Source organism: Massilia norwichensis, from assembly GCF_024753245.1.
GTDB classification, from domain to species: domain Bacteria; phylum Pseudomonadota; class Gammaproteobacteria; order Burkholderiales; family Burkholderiaceae_D; genus Telluria; species Telluria norwichensis.
On record NZ_JANUGX010000035.1, the window covers coordinates 1 to 16,915 of the forward strand.

General features: G+C 66.5%; 7 protein-coding genes. 3 read left to right on the forward strand and 4 right to left on the reverse strand.

Features of this window, described 5'->3' with window-relative positions; translation table 11 throughout:
* Positions 1-41: 41 nt before the first annotated feature.
* From map to glnE, 3 genes are all read right to left on the reverse strand, one after another.
* Positions 42-806: a type I methionyl aminopeptidase gene (gene map, locus NX782_RS22745; protein WP_258847774.1), complete on the reverse strand. Its 765-nt coding sequence runs from the start codon at positions 804-806 to the stop codon at positions 42-44.
* A 104-nt stretch (positions 807-910) separates the two neighbouring features.
* Positions 911-3,757, reverse strand: coding sequence for a TonB-dependent receptor plug domain-containing protein (locus NX782_RS22750; RefSeq protein WP_258847775.1), 2,847 nt, complete (start codon positions 3,755-3,757; stop codon positions 911-913).
* Between the two features lie 461 nt (positions 3,758-4,218).
* Positions 4,219-6,960, reverse strand: coding sequence for a bifunctional [glutamate--ammonia ligase]-adenylyl-L-tyrosine phosphorylase/[glutamate--ammonia-ligase] adenylyltransferase (gene glnE / locus NX782_RS22755; RefSeq protein WP_370661826.1), 2,742 nt, complete (start codon positions 6,958-6,960; stop codon positions 4,219-4,221).
* 179 nt (positions 6,961-7,139) lie between these two features.
* Here glnE and NX782_RS22760 point away from each other — a divergent pair, with 179 nt between their 5' ends.
* From NX782_RS22760 to tldD, 3 genes are all read left to right on the forward strand, one after another.
* Positions 7,140-11,468, forward strand: a complete 4,329-nt coding sequence (locus tag NX782_RS22760) for a YhdP family protein (protein ID WP_258847776.1) — start codon at positions 7,140-7,142, stop codon at positions 11,466-11,468.
* Positions 11,468-12,271, forward strand: a complete 804-nt coding sequence (locus NX782_RS22765) for a carbon-nitrogen hydrolase family protein (RefSeq protein ID WP_370661827.1) — start codon at positions 11,468-11,470, stop codon at positions 12,269-12,271. The genes NX782_RS22760 and NX782_RS22765 overlap by 1 nt, the downstream gene beginning before the upstream one ends.
* Before the next feature lie 141 nt (positions 12,272-12,412).
* Positions 12,413-13,873 (forward strand): metalloprotease TldD, encoded by a 1,461-nt coding sequence (gene tldD, locus NX782_RS22770; protein ID WP_258847778.1) that lies wholly within the window; start codon positions 12,413-12,415, stop codon positions 13,871-13,873.
* Between the two features lie 59 nt (positions 13,874-13,932).
* Here the strand turns inward: tldD and NX782_RS22775 are convergent, their stop codons facing one another.
* Positions 13,933-16,791, reverse strand: coding sequence for a TonB-dependent receptor (locus NX782_RS22775; RefSeq protein ID WP_258847779.1), 2,859 nt, complete (start codon positions 16,789-16,791; stop codon positions 13,933-13,935).
* Between the last annotated feature and the right edge of the window lie 124 nt (positions 16,792-16,915).

Below are 16,915 nucleotides of genomic sequence, written 5' to 3' on the forward strand. Positions count from 1 at the left end.
TTTTTTTTCGTCTACGTGGGCGCGACGCGCCTGCTCTTCGCTTACTTCTTCGGCCAGGGCGTCAGGATCTCGAAACCATCCCTGGTCACGGCGATCATGTGTTCCCATTGCGCCGACAGCGAGTTGTCGGCCGTGACCACGGTCCAGCCGTCGTCCAGCTGTTCGACGTCGGCCTCGCCCGCGTTCAGCATCGGCTCGACGGTGAAGGTCATGCCTTCCTTCAGCAGCAGGCCGGTGTTCGGGCGGCCGTAGTGCAGCACCTGCGGGTCTTCGTGGTAGACGCGGCCGATGCCGTGGCCGCAATACTCGCGCACCACCGAATAGCCGGCCTTTTCGGCCAGGGTCTGGATCGCGTGCCCGACGTCGCCCAGGCGCGCGCCCGGCTTGACCACGCGGATGCCTGCCATCATGGCGTCGAAGGTGATGTCGACCAGGCGTTTCGCTTCGGGCGAGGGCGTGCCGGCGAAGTACATGCGGCTGGTGTCGCCGTGCCAGCCGTCCTTGATCACGGTGACGTCGATGTTGATGATGTCGCCGTCCTTCAGGACTTCCTTCTCGCTCGGGATGCCGTGGCAGACCACGCCGTTGACCGAGGTGCACAAGGTTTTGGGGAAGCCGTGGTAGCCGACGTTGGCCGGCGTTGCCTTCTGGACCTTGCGGATGTATTCGTTGCAGCGGCGGTCGAGCTCCTCGGTGGAGACGCCGGGCTGCACGTGTTCGGAAATCATCTCCAGCACCTCGGCGGCCAGGCGGCCGGCGACGCGCATCTTGGCGATGTCCTTGTCGTTCTTGAGTTTGATGACCATGGTTCTTTTATATGGAGGAATCCCCGAATGATACCCGCAATGGAAAATGCCCGCCGGGCGAACCCGGCGGGCATCGAGGCTACTGACGATCTAACTAATATTAATTAGAACGCCTGGTTGTAGCGGACGTAGATGAAGCGGTCGATCGGCAGGTCGGCGTCGACGTACGACGACGAAGCCTTGCCGGAGATGGTGAAGCGCGGCTTCTTGTCGAAGAAGTTGTTCGCGCCCACCAGCAGCTGGCCCTTCCACGGGAACTTGTAGGAAGCGCTCACGTCGTGGTAGACCATGGCGCCCAGCTTGTTGTAGCCGGTGCCCCAGGTTGCGATGCCGTTCGGATCCGAGCAGGTGTCGGTCTTGGTGTAGCAGCGATCCTTGACCGGGCTGAAGTAGTGGGCGGTCCAGGTGGCTGCCCAGTTACCCATGGTCCAGTCGAGCGACAGGTTCGACTTCACACGGTGGTAGTAGTACTGGCCGGCGTAGTCTTCCCACTCGGCGCCGACGTCGGCCTGCTCACGGAACTTGCTGACGTAGCTGGTATCCGAACGGACGCTGAACTGGCCGTAGGCGGTACGCGGCAGACGGTAACCCAGCGACAGGTCCAGGCCCTCGGTTTCGATCGCGCCGAGGTTGGCGTTGCCGTGCGCCAGGGCGATGATCTGGCCGGTAGCCGGATCACGCTTGATGGCGTCGCAGAACGACTGGATACCCTTCACGTAGCAGTTCTCCGCCGTGTCGGTGGCGCTGATGCCCGAGATCAGGTTGTCGACCTTGATGTTGAACCAGTCCAGCGAGCCCGAGAAGCCAGGCAGGAAGGACGGGCTCCACACGACGCCGATGGTCTTGGTCTTGGCTTTTTCAGGCTGCAGCGAGGCATTGCCTGCGCCCGACATGAACGGCACCGGGCTCTGGCCGCCCGACGAGTCGCCGACCGGGGTCTTGGTCTGGTCCAGCTGACGGAAGCCCGGCAGGGCGCCTGCCGCCACGCAGCGTGCTTCCACGCCGGCGGTGCCGCGCTGGCCGAATGCGCTGTCGCACGGGTCCATGTAGTAGTCGAAGGACTGCTGGCCGCCGCCGAAGGTGTCACCCAGCGTCGGGGCGCGGAAGCCCTGGGCATAGGTACCGCGGGTCAGGATGTCCTTGGTCGGCTTCCACATGAAGCTGGCCTTGCTGTTGGTGGTGTTGCCGAAGTTGCTGTAGTCCGAGTAGCGGGTGGCCAGGTCGAAGCTCAGCAGTTCAGCCAGCGGCACGCCCTTCAGCACCGGGATGTTCACCTCGGCATAGGCTTCGCGCACGCTGTACTTGCCGCGGGTCGGGTTGCCGGCCAGGTCGGTCGAGTAGCCCGATTGCGCGAACTGGTCCGGCAGGTCGTAACCCTTGACGCTGCGGTGTTCCAGGCCGGCCGCGACGCCCAGTGCGCCCGCCGGCAGCTGCAGCAGCTCGCCGCCGATGTTGGCGGTGGCGCTGTCGATGGTGCTGCCGTAGGTGGTCTGCCCGGTCGCCATCACGTACTTCAAGATGTCGGGGTTCGACGCCGACGGGCCGCTGATGATGTTCCACGGCTGGCACTCGGCCAGCGAGATCGGATTATCCGCGGTGCCGCACTGGACCACGCCCGAGGCGTTCATGAACGACGGGCCGAGGGCGCGCTGCAGGTTCGGCAGGTTCAGGTTGCCGGTGCCCAGGGTCGAGCCGCGCAGCGCGCTGTGGTTGTAGCCGATATCCCAGTTCCAGGCCAGGCCGCGCAGTTCGAAGTTGCCGGCCAGGGTGATGTCGGCATGGAAGGTGCGGTTTTCGTTGTCGGTCACGCGCGGCACTTCGACGGTGCGGCGGGAGAAGGCCAGGTCTTCACCGAACGGGTTCCAGTAGCTGTCCTTGCTGATGAAGACCGGGAAGCTGGACTGGGTATAGCTGTTCAGCGGGTAGCCGGCAACCTGGGCCGACGACTTGCGCTGCGAGTACATGACCGTGCTCGACAGGGTCATGTCGTACGGCAGTTCGATGGTGCCCTTGGTGAAGATGGTGTCCAGTTTGTTCGGGATCTGGAACATCATCTGCCCGGTGGAGTTGAACTTGTCCGCCAGGATGCTGTTCGACCAGTTGTGGTAGTTCGCCGGGTTGCGCGGGTCGGCGCCGACGCCCGGGTTGAACTGGTCACCGGTGTGGTTGATGGTGTAGTCGAAGGTGTCGTTCAGCGACCAGACTTCGGCGAACGGGCCGGCGCCGTAACCGGCGTTCGGGTGATTCGGGCCTTGCGGGAAGCGGGTGACGTCACGCTTGCTTGCCCAGACCACGCCCTGCTCGGTGTGCGAGATACCGAACATCAGCGAAGCCTTTTCGCTGTTCGCGCCATAGCTCAGCGAGAAGTCCTTGCTGCGGCCGTCGCCCTTGTCGTTGGCGCCGGTGTACAGGCTCAGCTGTGCACCTTCCAGGCGTTTCTTCAGGATGATGTTGACCACGCCGGCGATCGCGTCCGAGCCGTAGATCGAGGAGGCGCCGTCCTTCAGCACGTCCATGCGTTCGATCATCGACGACGGGATGGTCGACATGTCGGTGTAGCCGTCCACGGTCTGGGTCCAGCGCTTGCCATCCACCAGCACCAGCAGGCGGTTCGAGCCCAGGTTGCGCAGGTTGATGTACTGGCCGCCGCTCTCACGGTTCGAGGTCAGCGCGCCGCCCCTGCTGAAGTCCGGCGAACCGGCCGAAGACAGCTGGTTCAGAATGTCGCCGACAGTAACCAGGCCGCTTTTCTGAATCTGTTCCTGGGTAATGACCTGGATCGGCTGCGCAGTTTCCAGGTCGACCTGGCGGATGCGCGAGCCGGTGACTTCAACACGAGCTGGCGCATTTTGTTGTGGCTGCGCATCCTGGGCATAAGCCGATTGCACACCAAGGGCAACGCCACCCAGGCAGATCAGGCGGATCGACCGGGATAAGACTTTTTCCATCATGTTTGCAAAACTCCTAGGGTTAGGGCACGGCAGGCTGATCGAGCCCACTGTGAAAGATGCCGTCGCTGTTGCGACTTATTTGAAACAATGTCAGAAGTACATATATTCCAAAGTAGCAATAAAATCATTTGGAATACCAGACTGTCAATCATTTCCGCAGCATAAATACTTTTGTTGCTATTTTGCGTAAATACGAGCGTTCTCTTGTGAAGATCGCTGAATTTGTGAAATCGACTGATTCTCATCAAAACTTACAGCTGAGAATTGTTTCCAAAAAGCCGAAAACAAGCCTGTGCAGTGTGTCATCGGCCTAAGGCTTTGCAAAGCTGGCACCGGAGAAATGGAGCCTAGGAACACAATTAATTAACGAATCGTCACTTTTGCGCAACGATTATCAGGCGCCTGGACGCGGTCATGCAAGGTGCATGACCGGTTGCGGAAGGGGAGCGAACAGGAAGGAATCAGCCGAAACAGGCGTGCCACAGACGCACGACCCGTTCGGCATGCGAGGCCACCAGGGCCGGGTCGACGCGGGCATTGTCCTGGCCCTGCAGGCGCACCTGGTGCTGCAGCTTGCGCATCAGGCGGTAGGCGTCGGCTGCGCCTTGCGCCAGCGCCGGGTCGATCAGGCCGAGCTCGCCGCACATGCGCAACAGGGCGATATTGCCCTTGTTGGCCGTGAGCTGGGGATGCTGATAGGAGTGGCGCAAGACCAGGTACTGGACGATGAATTCGATGTCGATCATGCCGCCATCGTTGTGCTTCAGGTCGAAGCGCTCGCTCAGGCTGGGGTGGGCGTCGTGCATGCGCTTGCGCATTTTCACGACTTCTTCGCGCAGTTCGCGCTCGCGCCCGCTGCGGTCCTGGCGCAGCACTTCTTCGCGGATCGCTTCGAAGCGCGCGCCGATGGCGGCGTCCCCGGCGCAGAAGCGGGCCCGGGTCAGGGCCTGGTGTTCCCAGATCCAGGCCGAGCTGCGCTGGTAGCGCTCGAAGGCGCCGACCGTGGACACCAGCATGCCGCTGGCGCCGTCGGGGCGCAGGGCGGTGTCGATGTCGAACAGGATGCCGGCCGGCGTATGGGTCGTCATCCAGGTGATGAAGCGCTGGGCCAATTTGGCATAGTTGCCCGGCGCGTCTTGGTCGTCGTCGTCGTACAGGAAGATCACGTCGAGATCGGACACATAGCCCAGCTCCTTGCCGCCCAGCTTGCCGTAGGCGATCACGGCAAAGCGCGGCACCTCGCGGTGGCGTTTGGGGATGGTCAGCCAGGCGCGCTGCACGACTTCGTGCACGATCAGGTCGGCCAGCGCCGACAAATGGTCGGCCAGGCGCTCGACCGAGAACTCGCCGGCCAGGTCCAGTGCCAGCAGGCGGAACATCTGGGCGTGGTGGGCTTCGCGCAGGATGTCGAGCTGGCGCTCGGTGTCGCCGGCGGCGGCGTCGAGGTGGCCGGCCAGGGTTGCGGCCAGCAAGGGCAGGTCCTCGGTGGCGGCATTGCCGCGGTCGTCCAGCAGTTCGTCGAGCAGGATCGGGTGCTGGGTCAGGAAAGTCGCGGCCCAGCCGCTGGCGTTGATCATGCGGATCACGCGCTCCAGCGTGTGCGGGTACTCGGTCAGCAGCGACAGGTAGGCTGAGCGGCGCGCGATCGCCTCGAAGAAGTCGAGCAGGCGGCCGAGGGTGGCGGCATGGCTGCCCAGGCCGGCTTCACGCACCACCGTGGCGATCTGCGGCAGGGCGGTGTTGACCAGCGCCGCCAGTTTGTTGCGGCTGGCTTCGGGCAGGGTCTGCAGGCGTGGCGCCTGCCAGGTGGCGGCCAGGCGCGCGGCGGCATCGATCGGTTTGTCGAAGCCGAGGCCGGCCAACTGCTGGGCGATCGCACCGCTGTTTTCGGGGTCGCTCACAGAGGGGCCGAATGCGGCGGCCGGCTCGGCCTGCTCGCCCTTGTCGGCGGCCTTGTCGGCGAAGATGGCGTCGAACTGGACGGCCACGAACACGCGCTGCTCGTCCAGCCGGGCCAGCAGCGTGGCCTCGTCCGGCAGACCCATCATGCGCGCCACCGCCAGCCGGTCCTCGGGCGAGACGGGCAGGGTGTGGGTCTGCGCGTCCTCGATGTATTGCAGGCGGTGTTCGAGGTTGCGCAGGAAGGTATAGGCATCGAGCAGGCGCTCGACCGTGTCGCTTGGGAGCAGCTCGCGCTCGGCCAGCAGGCGCAGCGTCTTGCGGGTCGAGCGCTCGCGCAGGGCCGGGTCGCGCCCGCCGCGGATCAGCTGGAACACCTGGGCCAGGAACTCGATCTCGCGGATGCCGCCGCGCCCCAGCTTGACGTTGTGGCTGCGTTCCGGATGCAGGCGCTCCTGGCGGTTGACCTCGGCGCGGATCTGGGCGTGCATGGTGCGGATCGCGTCGATCACGCCGAAATCGAGGTAGCGCCGGAACACGAAGGGCCGCACGATCGCATCCAGGGCCGCGATGTCTTCAGGATCGCCGGTGACGGCGCGGGCCTTGACCCAGGCATAGCGTTCCCACTCGCGGCCCTGGACGATCAGGTAGTCCTCGACCATGTTCAGGCTGGCCGCCAGCGGGCCGGACTTGCCGTTCGGACGCAAGGCCATGTCGACCCGGAAGGTGAAACCGTCCTGGGTGATTTCCGACAGCGCCGCGATCAGTTTTTTTCCGAGGCGCACGAAGAATTCGTGGTTCGACAGCGCGCGCTGGCCGGGCCCGGCCTGGGTGTCGCCGTCCTCCGGGTAGACGAAGATCAGGTCGATGTCGGACGATACATTGAGTTCGCCGCCGCCGTGCTTGCCCATCGCCAGCACCATCATCTGTTGCGGCCGGCCGGACTCGGCCCCAATCGGGACGCCGTGGATGGCCGTCATCTCGGCCATCAGCTCGGCCAGGTGCGATTGCACGGCGAAGTCGGCGAAGCGGCTCATCGCGGTGACGACTTCGTCGAGGTCGGCGCGGCCGCTGAGGTCGCGCTCGATAATGGCGCAGATCAAAAGATTGCGCAGCCGGCGCATGGCGCGCTCCATCGGCAGCCTGGCCCCATTCGGAAGCGCGGCGGCTTCGGCTTCCAGTGCCGCGCCGAAATCGATGGAGGACAGCGATAATTCTGCCATGGCTGCAAGGCGTCCGGCACGGGCCGGATCGGCGCCGAGCCAGCGTTGGAGAAAGCGGGAGGCGCTTGCGGCAGAATTCATGGGCGGTTCCAGACGAGTTTTTATGCGTTCCGGGAGGCGTGCTATGCGGTAAAATTGCCCGCCATGCTGCCCTGGGTCAGCGTGATGGTAAGGTAGACGCCGCAAGCCTTGCAAGCGCTTCACTTGCTAACATCATATTTATAAATGAATTACGGCGACGCCTTTATTTGAGCACCCTGATGCACAACCCGGAACAGCAGGCCGAACGAGGGGAGGAGGACCGGCACGCGGCTGAGGCCACGCAGGCTGCGTCCGCCCACGCGGACACGACCGCATCCGCTGCGCACGGGCACCTGCCGCTGTCCGAGCGCTGGCACCGCCTGCAGGCGGCCTACCGCTATGCCAACCTGGCTTCGCATCATGTGCTCGGCTTCACGGTCAAGGCCGTGCTGCTCGCCTATTTCACCTTCATGGTCCTGTTCCTGGCGCTGCGCTGGGCGGTCCTGCCGAACATCGACCTGTACAAGCCGGACATCGAACGCGCCGCCAGCCGCGCGCTCGGCAACCAGGTCACGATCGCCCGCGTGTACGCCTCCTGGCGCGGGCTGCATCCCAACCTCTACCTGGGCGATGTGCGCCTGCGCGACCCCCAGGGACGCCAGTTGCTGCTGCTGCCCTCGGTGTCGGCCACGCTGTCCTGGTGGTCGGTGCTGGCCGCCGAGCCGCGCTTCGACAGCCTCGAGATCAACCGCCCCGAACTCGACGTGCGGCGCACCGCGGACGGCGTGTTCTGGGTGGCCGGGGTGCGCATCGATCCGAACCGCAAGGAAGAACCCAGCGGCGCCGGCGCCGACTGGCTGCTGCGCCAGCGCGAGATCGTGATCCGCGAAGGACGCCTGTCCTGGACCGATGAATTGCGCGCGGCCCCGGTGCTGGACCTGAGCCAGGTCACCATGGTGCTGCAGAACCGCTGGACCACGCACCGCTTCGCCCTGCAGGCCACGCCGCCGGCCGGCTTGTCCGATCCGCTCGACGTGCGCGCGCGCTTCAGCCATCCCGCCTTCGGCGCCCGCGCTTCCGATCCCAGCCGCTGGAAAGGCGAACTGTATGCGGACCTGCGCAACACCGACCTGGCCCGCTGGAAGCAGTACATCGCCTATCCTTTCAAGCTCGAGGCCGGCCGCGGTTCCGTGCGTGCCTGGCTCGGCTTCGACCAGGCGCGCCTGGCCAGCTTCACCGCCGACCTCGGCCTGGCCGGCGTCAGCGCCCGCCTGGCCGCGGACGCGCCGCCGCTGGCATTGGCGCGGGTGTCGGGCCGCCTGTCGGCGCGCGAAGAAATCAAGCCGGGCAGCCAGGACGGCAAACCAACCTTCGGCGCGCTCGGCCACACCATCGGCGTCGAGAACTTCTCGGTCGTGACGCGCGACGGCGCGGTGCTGCCGCCCGCCACGCTGAGCGAGACCTGGCGCCCGGCCGCGCGCGGCAAGCCGGAGCGCTTCGAAGTCCATGCCGACAAGCTCGACCTCGGTGCGCTGGCCACGCTGGCCGCGCAGATGCCGCTGGCACCACAGCACCGCGAACTGCTGGCCGCGCTGGCCCCGCATGGCCGCCTGCAGGACGCCGACCTCGAATGGGAAGGGCATTTCCCGAAGCTGGCGGCCTGGCGCGTGCGCGGCCAGGTCGAAGGATTCGGCATCAACCCGCTGGCGGCGCGCGCCGCCCAGCCGGCCGAGGGGAATACCCCCGCCCAGCCGGCCTGGCCGGCGCTGCCGGGCGTGCGCAACCTGAGCGGCAGCGTCGATGCCAGCGATCGCGGCGGCAGCCTGAACATCGCCTCGGAACGCCTGGCGCTGGCGCTGCCGGCCTGGTTTGCCGATCCCGACCTGGCCTTCGACCAGCTGGGCCTGCGTGCGCGCTGGTCTTATCCGCAGGACGAGCAGTTGCTGGTCGAGGTCGACGGCTTCGATTTCAGCCAGGGGAAGCTGAAGGGCACGCTGTCGGGGCGCCACCTGCTGCCGCTGGGCCCGGACAAGGACGGCCAGCACAGCGCGGGCAACGCTGATTTCACCGGCACCATCGACGGCTTCGATATCGCGACCATCGGGCGCTGGCTGCCGCTGGCAACCCATGAAGGCTTGCGCGACTGGCTGACCGGCGCGCTGCAGGGCGGCACCCTGCGCGATGCGCGCCTGCGCCTGCGCGGCGAACTCGCGCACTTCCCCTTCCATGGCGACACGCCGGCGGAACGGGCGCGCGGCGAATTCCGCGTCAGCGGCCGCATCGACAACGGCAAGCTCGAATACGCGCCCGGACACCGCGTGCCGGAGACCAAGGCGCCGCTGTGGCCGCTGCTGGAAAACATCAACGGCAGCATCCTGTTCGACCGCGCGCGCATGGAGATCCATGCCGACAACGCGCGCACCATGGGCCTGAGCCTGAACAATGTGCACGCCGTGATCCCGCAGCTGGGCGCGCACGAATCGATGCTCGATATCGACGGCGCCGCTAGCGGCCAGCTGCAGGAATTCCTGCGCTATGTGGCCACCAGCCCGGTGCTGGAATGGATCGGCCACTTCACCGAAGACACCAGGGCCACCGGCAACGCGCGCCTGGGCCTGAAGCTGCACCTGCCGCTGGCGAACCTGCACGAGACCAAGGTCCAGGGCGCGCTGCAATTGCAGAGCAATGACATCACGCTGTTCCCCGAACTGCCGCCGATCCAGGCTGCGCTCGGCAAGGTCGAATTCAGCGAGCACGGCGTGAACCTGAACGGCATCGGCGCCAGCTTCCTGGGCGGTCCGCTGCAACTGTCGGGCGGCACCCAGCGCGACGGCGCCATCGTGATCCGCATGGCCGGCACCGCCACCGCCGAGGGCATGCGCGCCACCAGCTCGCTGCCGGCCCTGCAGCGCCTGGCCGGCAAGCTGTCGGGCGGGGCACGCTTCGGCGGTTCGGTGACGGTGCGCGAGCACCAGACCCAGATCGTGCTCGACTCGACCCTGGCCGGCCTTGGCGTCGAACTGCCGGCGCCGCTCAACAAGGCCGCCGCCGAGGTGCTGCCGCTGCACTTTACTCTGACCGGCCAGCCGACTGGAGAGAACGGCGTGGCCCACGACGAGATCCGCATCGGCCTCGGCAGCACGATGGCGGCGCGCTATATGCGCGAGCGCCAGCCGCACGGACCCTGGATCGTCAAGCGCGGCGGCATCGGCGTGAACGTGCCGGCGCCGGAGCCGGACAGCGGCATGATGATCAACGTGAACATGAAATCGGTGAACGTCGACCAGTGGCTGGCGGCGGCGTCCAGCATCGCCGGCCCGTCGGAGGCGGCTAGCCCGGCTGCGGCGGCCACGGCGGACGCGGGGCAGGGCGGCGGCGTGGCGCAGTACGTGGTACCGGACCTGATCGGCGCGCGTGCCGCCGAGCTGACGATCGGCGAACGCTCGCTGCACGAGGTGGTGCTGGGCGTGTCGCACCAGCCGGGCGTGTGGCAGGCCAGCGTCGACTCGCGCCAGATCACCGGCTGGGTGACCTGGAACGAATCCCAGAACGGACAGGGCATGGGCAAGGTCACGGCGCGCCTGGCTTCGCTGGACATCCCGGAATCCTCGGCCGCCGAGGTCAAGGACCTGCTCGAAGCCGGCAAGGACCCCGGCGCCGGCATCCCGGGCCTGGATATCGTCGCCGAGCGCTTCGAGCTGTTCGACAAGCAGTTCGGGCGTCTGGAACTCATCGCCAGCAATGCCCAGGCGCTGGCCGGGCGCGAATGGCGCATCGACCGCCTCGCCATCACCAATCCGGACGGCCAGCTGAAGGCCAATGGCCGCTGGCTGACCCGCGACGGCAAGAGCAATACCGCGCTCAACTTCAACCTCGACATCAGCGACGCCGGCCGCCTGCTGGACCGCCTCGGCTTCCCCGGTACCCTGCGCCGCGGCAAGGGCTCGCTGTCGGGCGACGTCTCCTGGTCCGGCCTGCCGTACTCGCTCGACATCCCGAGCCTGTCCGGCCAGGTGCAGATGAACGTCGAGGACGGCCAGTTCCTCAAGAAGGACCCGGGCGCGGCCAAGCTGCTGGGCGTGCTGAGCCTGCAGATGCTGCCGCGCATGCTGAAACTCGACTTCCACGACGTGTTCTCGGAGGGCCTGGCCTTCGACGGCATCACCGCCAACGCCATGATCTCGCGCGGGGTGGTGCACACCGATAATCTTAAAATGCACGGGGTGGCGGCCACGGTGCTAATGGATGGCACCGCCGACATCGCCAACGAATCGACCAACCTGCACGTGGTGGTGATTCCGGAATTTAACTTGGGCACCGGACCGCTGGTGTATGCGCTGGCGGTCAACCCCGTCATCGGCCTCGGCAGCTACCTGGCCCAGCTGTTCCTGCGGGCGCCGGTGATGAAGGCGCTGACCTACCACATGCAGGTGACCGGGCCGTGGAAGTCGCCGAACGTGATCAAGCTGGACAGCCAGGCGGCGAATGCCGCGGCGGCGGCTGCGGCGGGCGCACCGGCGGCCAATGCACCGCCGGCCCCGCAGCCTGCAAAGAAGAAAGGGCAATGATGAGCAAGACGACAGTCGCAGCAGTGCAGATGGTGTCCTCGCCAAACGTGGACGACAACCTGGCCACCGCGCGCCGCCTGCTGGCCGAAGCGGCAGCCAAGGGCGCCAAACTGGTCACGCTGCCGGAATACTGGCCGATCATGGGCATGCTTGATACGGATAAAGTCGCGCATGCCGAGCAGCCCGGCCAGGGCGTCATCCAGGAATTCATGGCGGCGCAGGCGCGTGAGCACGGCTTCTGGCTGATCGGCGGCACCCTGCCGCTGGCCTCCGGCGATGCCGGCCGCGTGCTGAACACGACCCTGGTCTACGACCCGCAAGGGCAGGCGGTCAGCCGCTACGACAAGATCCACCTGTTCGGCTTCACCAAAGGCGAAGAATCCTACGACGAAGCGCGTACCATCGTGCCGGGCGCCGCCGTCGGCAGCTTCGAGGCGCCGTTCGGCCGGGTCGGCCTGTCGGTCTGCTACGACCTGCGTTTTCCGGAGCTCTACCGGGCGATGGGCGAATGCGCGCTGATCGTGGTGCCGGCCGCCTTCACCCACACGACCGGCATGGCGCACTGGGAAGTGCTGCTGCGCGCCCGCGCGATCGAGAACCAGTGCTATGTGCTGGCGTCGGCCCAGGGCGGCACCCACCGGAACGGCCGCCGCACCTTTGGCCACAGCATGCTGATCGATCCCTGGGGCGAGGTCGTGGGGCAGGTGGCTGAGGGCGAGGGGGTGGTCGTCGGCGAGATCGATACCGATTTCCTCGCGCAGGTGCGGCAGAGTTTGCCTGCGCTGAAGCACCGTAAGTTGTAGCTTCGTACGTGGGCACTGGGTGCCCACCCTACATGAAGCCGTTGCTCGTAGGATGGGCACCCCGTGCCCACGCCGGCACGGCCGACGCGAACATCCGCCCGATATGGCAAAATGCCTTATCCCTATCAGAAAGACCTGAACATGAAGCCATTCGAACCGAATCTTTCCTCCCTCGCGGTCGCGCGCGACGTGCTGCTGACGCCGTTCGGGCTCGACGAAGGCAAGCTCATCACGACGCTCGGAACGATGTTCACGCACAAGGTCGACTACGCCGACCTGTATTTCCAGTTCACCAAGAGCGAAGGCTGGAGCCTGGAAGAAGGCATCGTCAAGAGCGGCAGCTTCTCGATCGACCAGGGCGTCGGCGTGCGCGCCGTGTCCGGCGACAAGACCGCCTTCTCTTATTCCGATGAGATCTCGCAGGCCGCGCTGCTCGACGCCGCCGCCGCCACCCGTACCATCGCGCGCGCCGGCAGCGGCCGCGTCAAGGTCGCGACCGGCATCCAGCAGAGCGGCGGCCGCTCGCTCTACCTGCCGCACGATCCGCTGAACTCGCTCGACGCCACCGCCAAGGTCAAGCTGCTGGAGCGCGTCGAAAAGATCGCGCGCGCCAAGGACCCGCGCGTGGTGCAGGTGATGGCCGGTCTGGCCGGCGAATACGACGTGGTGCTGGTGGTGCGCAGCGACGGCGTGCTGGCGGCCGATATCCGCCCGCTGGTGCGCGTGTCGGTGACCGTCATCGCCGAGCAGGACGGCCGCCGCGAAGTCGGCTCCTCCGGCGGCGGCGGACGCTACGACTACAGCTATTTCAGCGACGAGCTGCTCGACAAGTACGCGGACGAAGCCGTGCAGGCGGCCCTGGTCAACCTCGAAGCGCGTCCGGCCCCGGCCGGTCCGATGACCGTCGTGCTCGGCCCGGGCTGGCCTGGCGTGCTGCTGCACGAGGCGGTCGGCCATGGCCTGGAAGGCGACTTCAACCGCAAGGGCTCGTCCTCGTATTCGGGCATGATCGGCCAGCGCGTCGCCGCCAAGGGCGTGACCGTGGTCGACGACGGCACCCTGCAGGACCGCCGCGGTTCGCTCAACATGGACGACGAAGGCAACCCGACCCAGTGCACCACGCTGATCGAGGACGGCATCCTGAAGGGCTATATCCAGGACACGATGAACGCGCGCCTGATGAAGATGCCGATCACCGGCAACGCGCGCCGCGAATCCTTCGCCCACCTGCCGATGCCGCGCATGACCAACACCTACATGCTGGCCGGCGACAAGGACCCGCGCGAGATCCTGGAGTCCGTGAAGAACGGCATCTACGCGGTCAACTTCGGCGGCGGCCAGGTCGACATCACCAACGGCAAGTTCGTGTTCTCGGCCAGCGAAGCCTACATGATCGAGGACGGCAAGGTGACCTATCCGGTGAAGGGCGCGACCCTGATCGGCAACGGCCCGGACGTGATGAACCGCATCTCGATGATCGGCAACGACATGCGCCTGGATTCGGGCGTGGGCGTGTGCGGCAAGGAAGGTCAGAGCGTGCCGGTGGGCGTCGGCCAGCCGACCCTGCGTATCGATGGCGTGACGGTGGGTGGTACTGCTTAAGCCACGTCGTCCCCGCAATTAACCGTCGTCCCCGCCTTCGCGGGGACGACGTTTTTGGGTCACTGGAACGTGTAGCGAGCCCCCAGCGTGAACAGCCGTCCGCGCGCACCTTCGAAGTCCAGCGGGTTGTACGACTGGGCGCCATAGGTCAGCGGATCGAGCGGCGCAACCTTGTCGAACAGGTTCTGGATCGAACCGAAGACCTCCCAGGCCGGCAGCGGCTTCCAGCGTGCCACCAGGTCCCAGCTGGTGAACGAAGGCAGTTCGCAGCGGCTGTTCGGGGCATTCGCGCCGTTGTCGAAGGTCACCGCGCAGGCATCGCCACGGAACAGGGTGTTCTCGATCTTGCCGCGGTAGTTGGCGTTGAGCGAGACCCGCCAGTCGTTGCGTTCCCAGCCGAAGCGCAGGTTCAGCTTGTTGTCCGGCGTGCCCGTGCAGTTGGTCACGTCGCAGTTGCCGTGGGTGCCGGCGAACTCGGTCGCGGTGCCGTCCTGCTCGGTACGCAGCCACTCGAACATGTGGGTGTACTTGAGGTCGACGGTGGCCAGGCCGTAGTTGTCCGGCAGCTTGAGGCCGTAGCGCGCATCGACGTCCACGCCGCGCACCTTGGTCTGGTTCGAGTTGACGTAGCGCGTCAGCACCCCGGTGATCGGCCCCGGGTCGCCCGGCGTGGCGCTGACGTTGGTCGGGTCGCGCGTCACGCTGCCGGCGACGATGGCGGCCGGGACCTGTTCCTGGTTGATCTCGTTCTTGCGCTTGATCTTCCAGTAGTCGACCGAAATGCTGGTGCGCGGCAGCGGATCCCAGATCACGCCCAGCGAGTAGTTGCGCGAGCGTTCCGGCGACAGCGCCGGATTCGGCGAGGTGATGACCGCCACCGAGGCCGGGTTGCAGGCACTGACGATGCCCAGGCCGCAGCGGACCGGGTCGGCCGCGGTCGAGTAGGCGGCCAGGCCGCCGCGGCCGTTCTCGGCGAAGCTCGGCGCGCGGAAGCCGCGCGCGAAGGTGCCGCGCAGGGCGAACTGGCGCACCGGCGTCCACTTCAGGCCGGCCTTCGGCGTATAGGAATTGCCGACGTCGGTAAAGTGGTCCCAGCGCAGGGCCAGCGATGCCTCGACGTTGTAGGGCAGGGGCGCCAGCGCCTCGCCGTACAGCGCGAACACGTTGCGCGCGCCCTCGTAGGCCGAATAGCCCAGGCCGATGATGTTGCCGCGTTCGGTGCCGCTGGTGGGCTGCAGTTCGGTCGCTTCATGGCGCCACTCGGCGCCGACCGCCAGGCCCAGGTTGCCGGCCAGCAGAGGGATGCCGCCGAATTCGCGCGTCGCCTTGACGTCGCCCTGCACCATCTTGGTATTCGCGCGGTTGCCGATGGTCGGCGACAGCGCCGCGTACAGGGCCGGCGAATTCAGGCCGGCGTTCTCGCCGATGCGCCACACCGTGCCCAGCGGCAGCGCAGCATAGGCCGGGCTGTTGGCGAGGGCGGCGGCGATATTCGCCGGGCTCGGGTCGAGCAGCGCGAAGGCGACGTCGCGCTGCAGGTAGCCCCGCTGGTTGTTGTTCACGTGGTTGTGCGAGAACAGAATCGCCGCATCCCAGTCCCAGCCGTAGTTGCTGCCCTTGGCGCCGCCGATCCAGCGGATGAAATTGCCGTCGAGACGGGCGGTGCGCGGGCCGACGTCGGCCGCCAGGTAGCGCAGGGTGGCGGGCGTGCCGGCGAAGGGATTGTCCGGGTGGCCCGGACCGAGCCGGACGACACTGTTGTTGACCGGACCGCCCGGATAGCCGACCGAACCGTTGACGCCCGAAGGTGTGCTCGAGGTGCTGGTCTGGCTGGTGTAGTAGTTGAGCTCGCTGTAGAGCTCGATTTCGGGCGTGAACTGCCAGGTGCCGCGCGCGAAGAAGCTCAGGTTTTCCTGCTTCGGAATCAGCTGGTTGTAGAGCTGGGTGGCGTCGATCAGGCAGCCGCCGCCGGGATCGCCCTGCGGGTGGCTGGTGAAGTTGGTGCAGGCCGCCCCCGGGATCAGGGTGCCGCGGTTGACGAAGTCGCCGGTCGAGCCGACCGGGCGCACGTTGCCGTTGATGGCGCTGCCTGCGGTGCCGCTGCCGGGAATGATGGCGCCGGTGCCGCCCAGCGCCTGGTTCGAGGAATAGCCCCAGGGCCGCAGGTCGACCCGGCCGATCCAGTCGCGGTCGGCGCGGTCGCGGTACCAGATCTCGTCGAACTTCTTGTACTCGAGGCTGAACAGGAAGTTGTAGCGGTCGGTGTCGAGGTTGCCGATACCCTTGGTGAAGGCGACGTTGGTCTGCTTGCCGTCCCAGTCCTCGGTGGTCGCGCGCGAGAAGCGCACTGTGTTGCCCTGGTAGTCCTTGCGCAGGATGACGTTGACCACGCCGGCGATGGCGTCGGAACCGTAGATGGCGGAGGCGCCGTCCTTCAGCACCTCGATGCGCTCGACGGCATCGGTCGGGATGATGTTCAGGTCGGAAAACTGCTTCTGGCCGTCGTCCGCCAGGCCGTAGGGCGCCATGCGGCGGCCGTTCATCAGCACCAGGGTCGAGGCCGCGCCCAGGCCGCGCAGCGAGATGCCGGAGGCGCCGGCTGCGAAGCCGTTGCCGAAACTGGTCGGCACCGAGCCCTGGTTGTCGACCGCCAGGGTCTGCAGCAGCTCGGCCACCGTGTTCTTGCCGGAGCGCTCGATGTCGGCGCGGTTGACGGTGATGACGGAGGATGCGGTCTCGGCCTCGGAACGGCGGATGTTCGAGCCGGTGATGGTGACGCGCTGGATCGGCTTGGGCGCGGCTTCCTGGGCCAGCGCTGCCGGCGTCGTCAGGGACAGTGCCGGCAGCGACAGCAAGGCCAGGCCGGCGCCACTGGCGAACAGGCGCCGGATGGTGCGGGAAATCGGGGTTTCAGTCATGTCCAGACTCCAGGTGGCATTGAGAGAATCCTGTCCAGCTTGCATAAGGCGCAAGTTGGCGGGGGTATGTCGGGACTTTTGCAGCAGACAAGAAGAATCCTCTGACATCTCTCAAGGGTGTCAG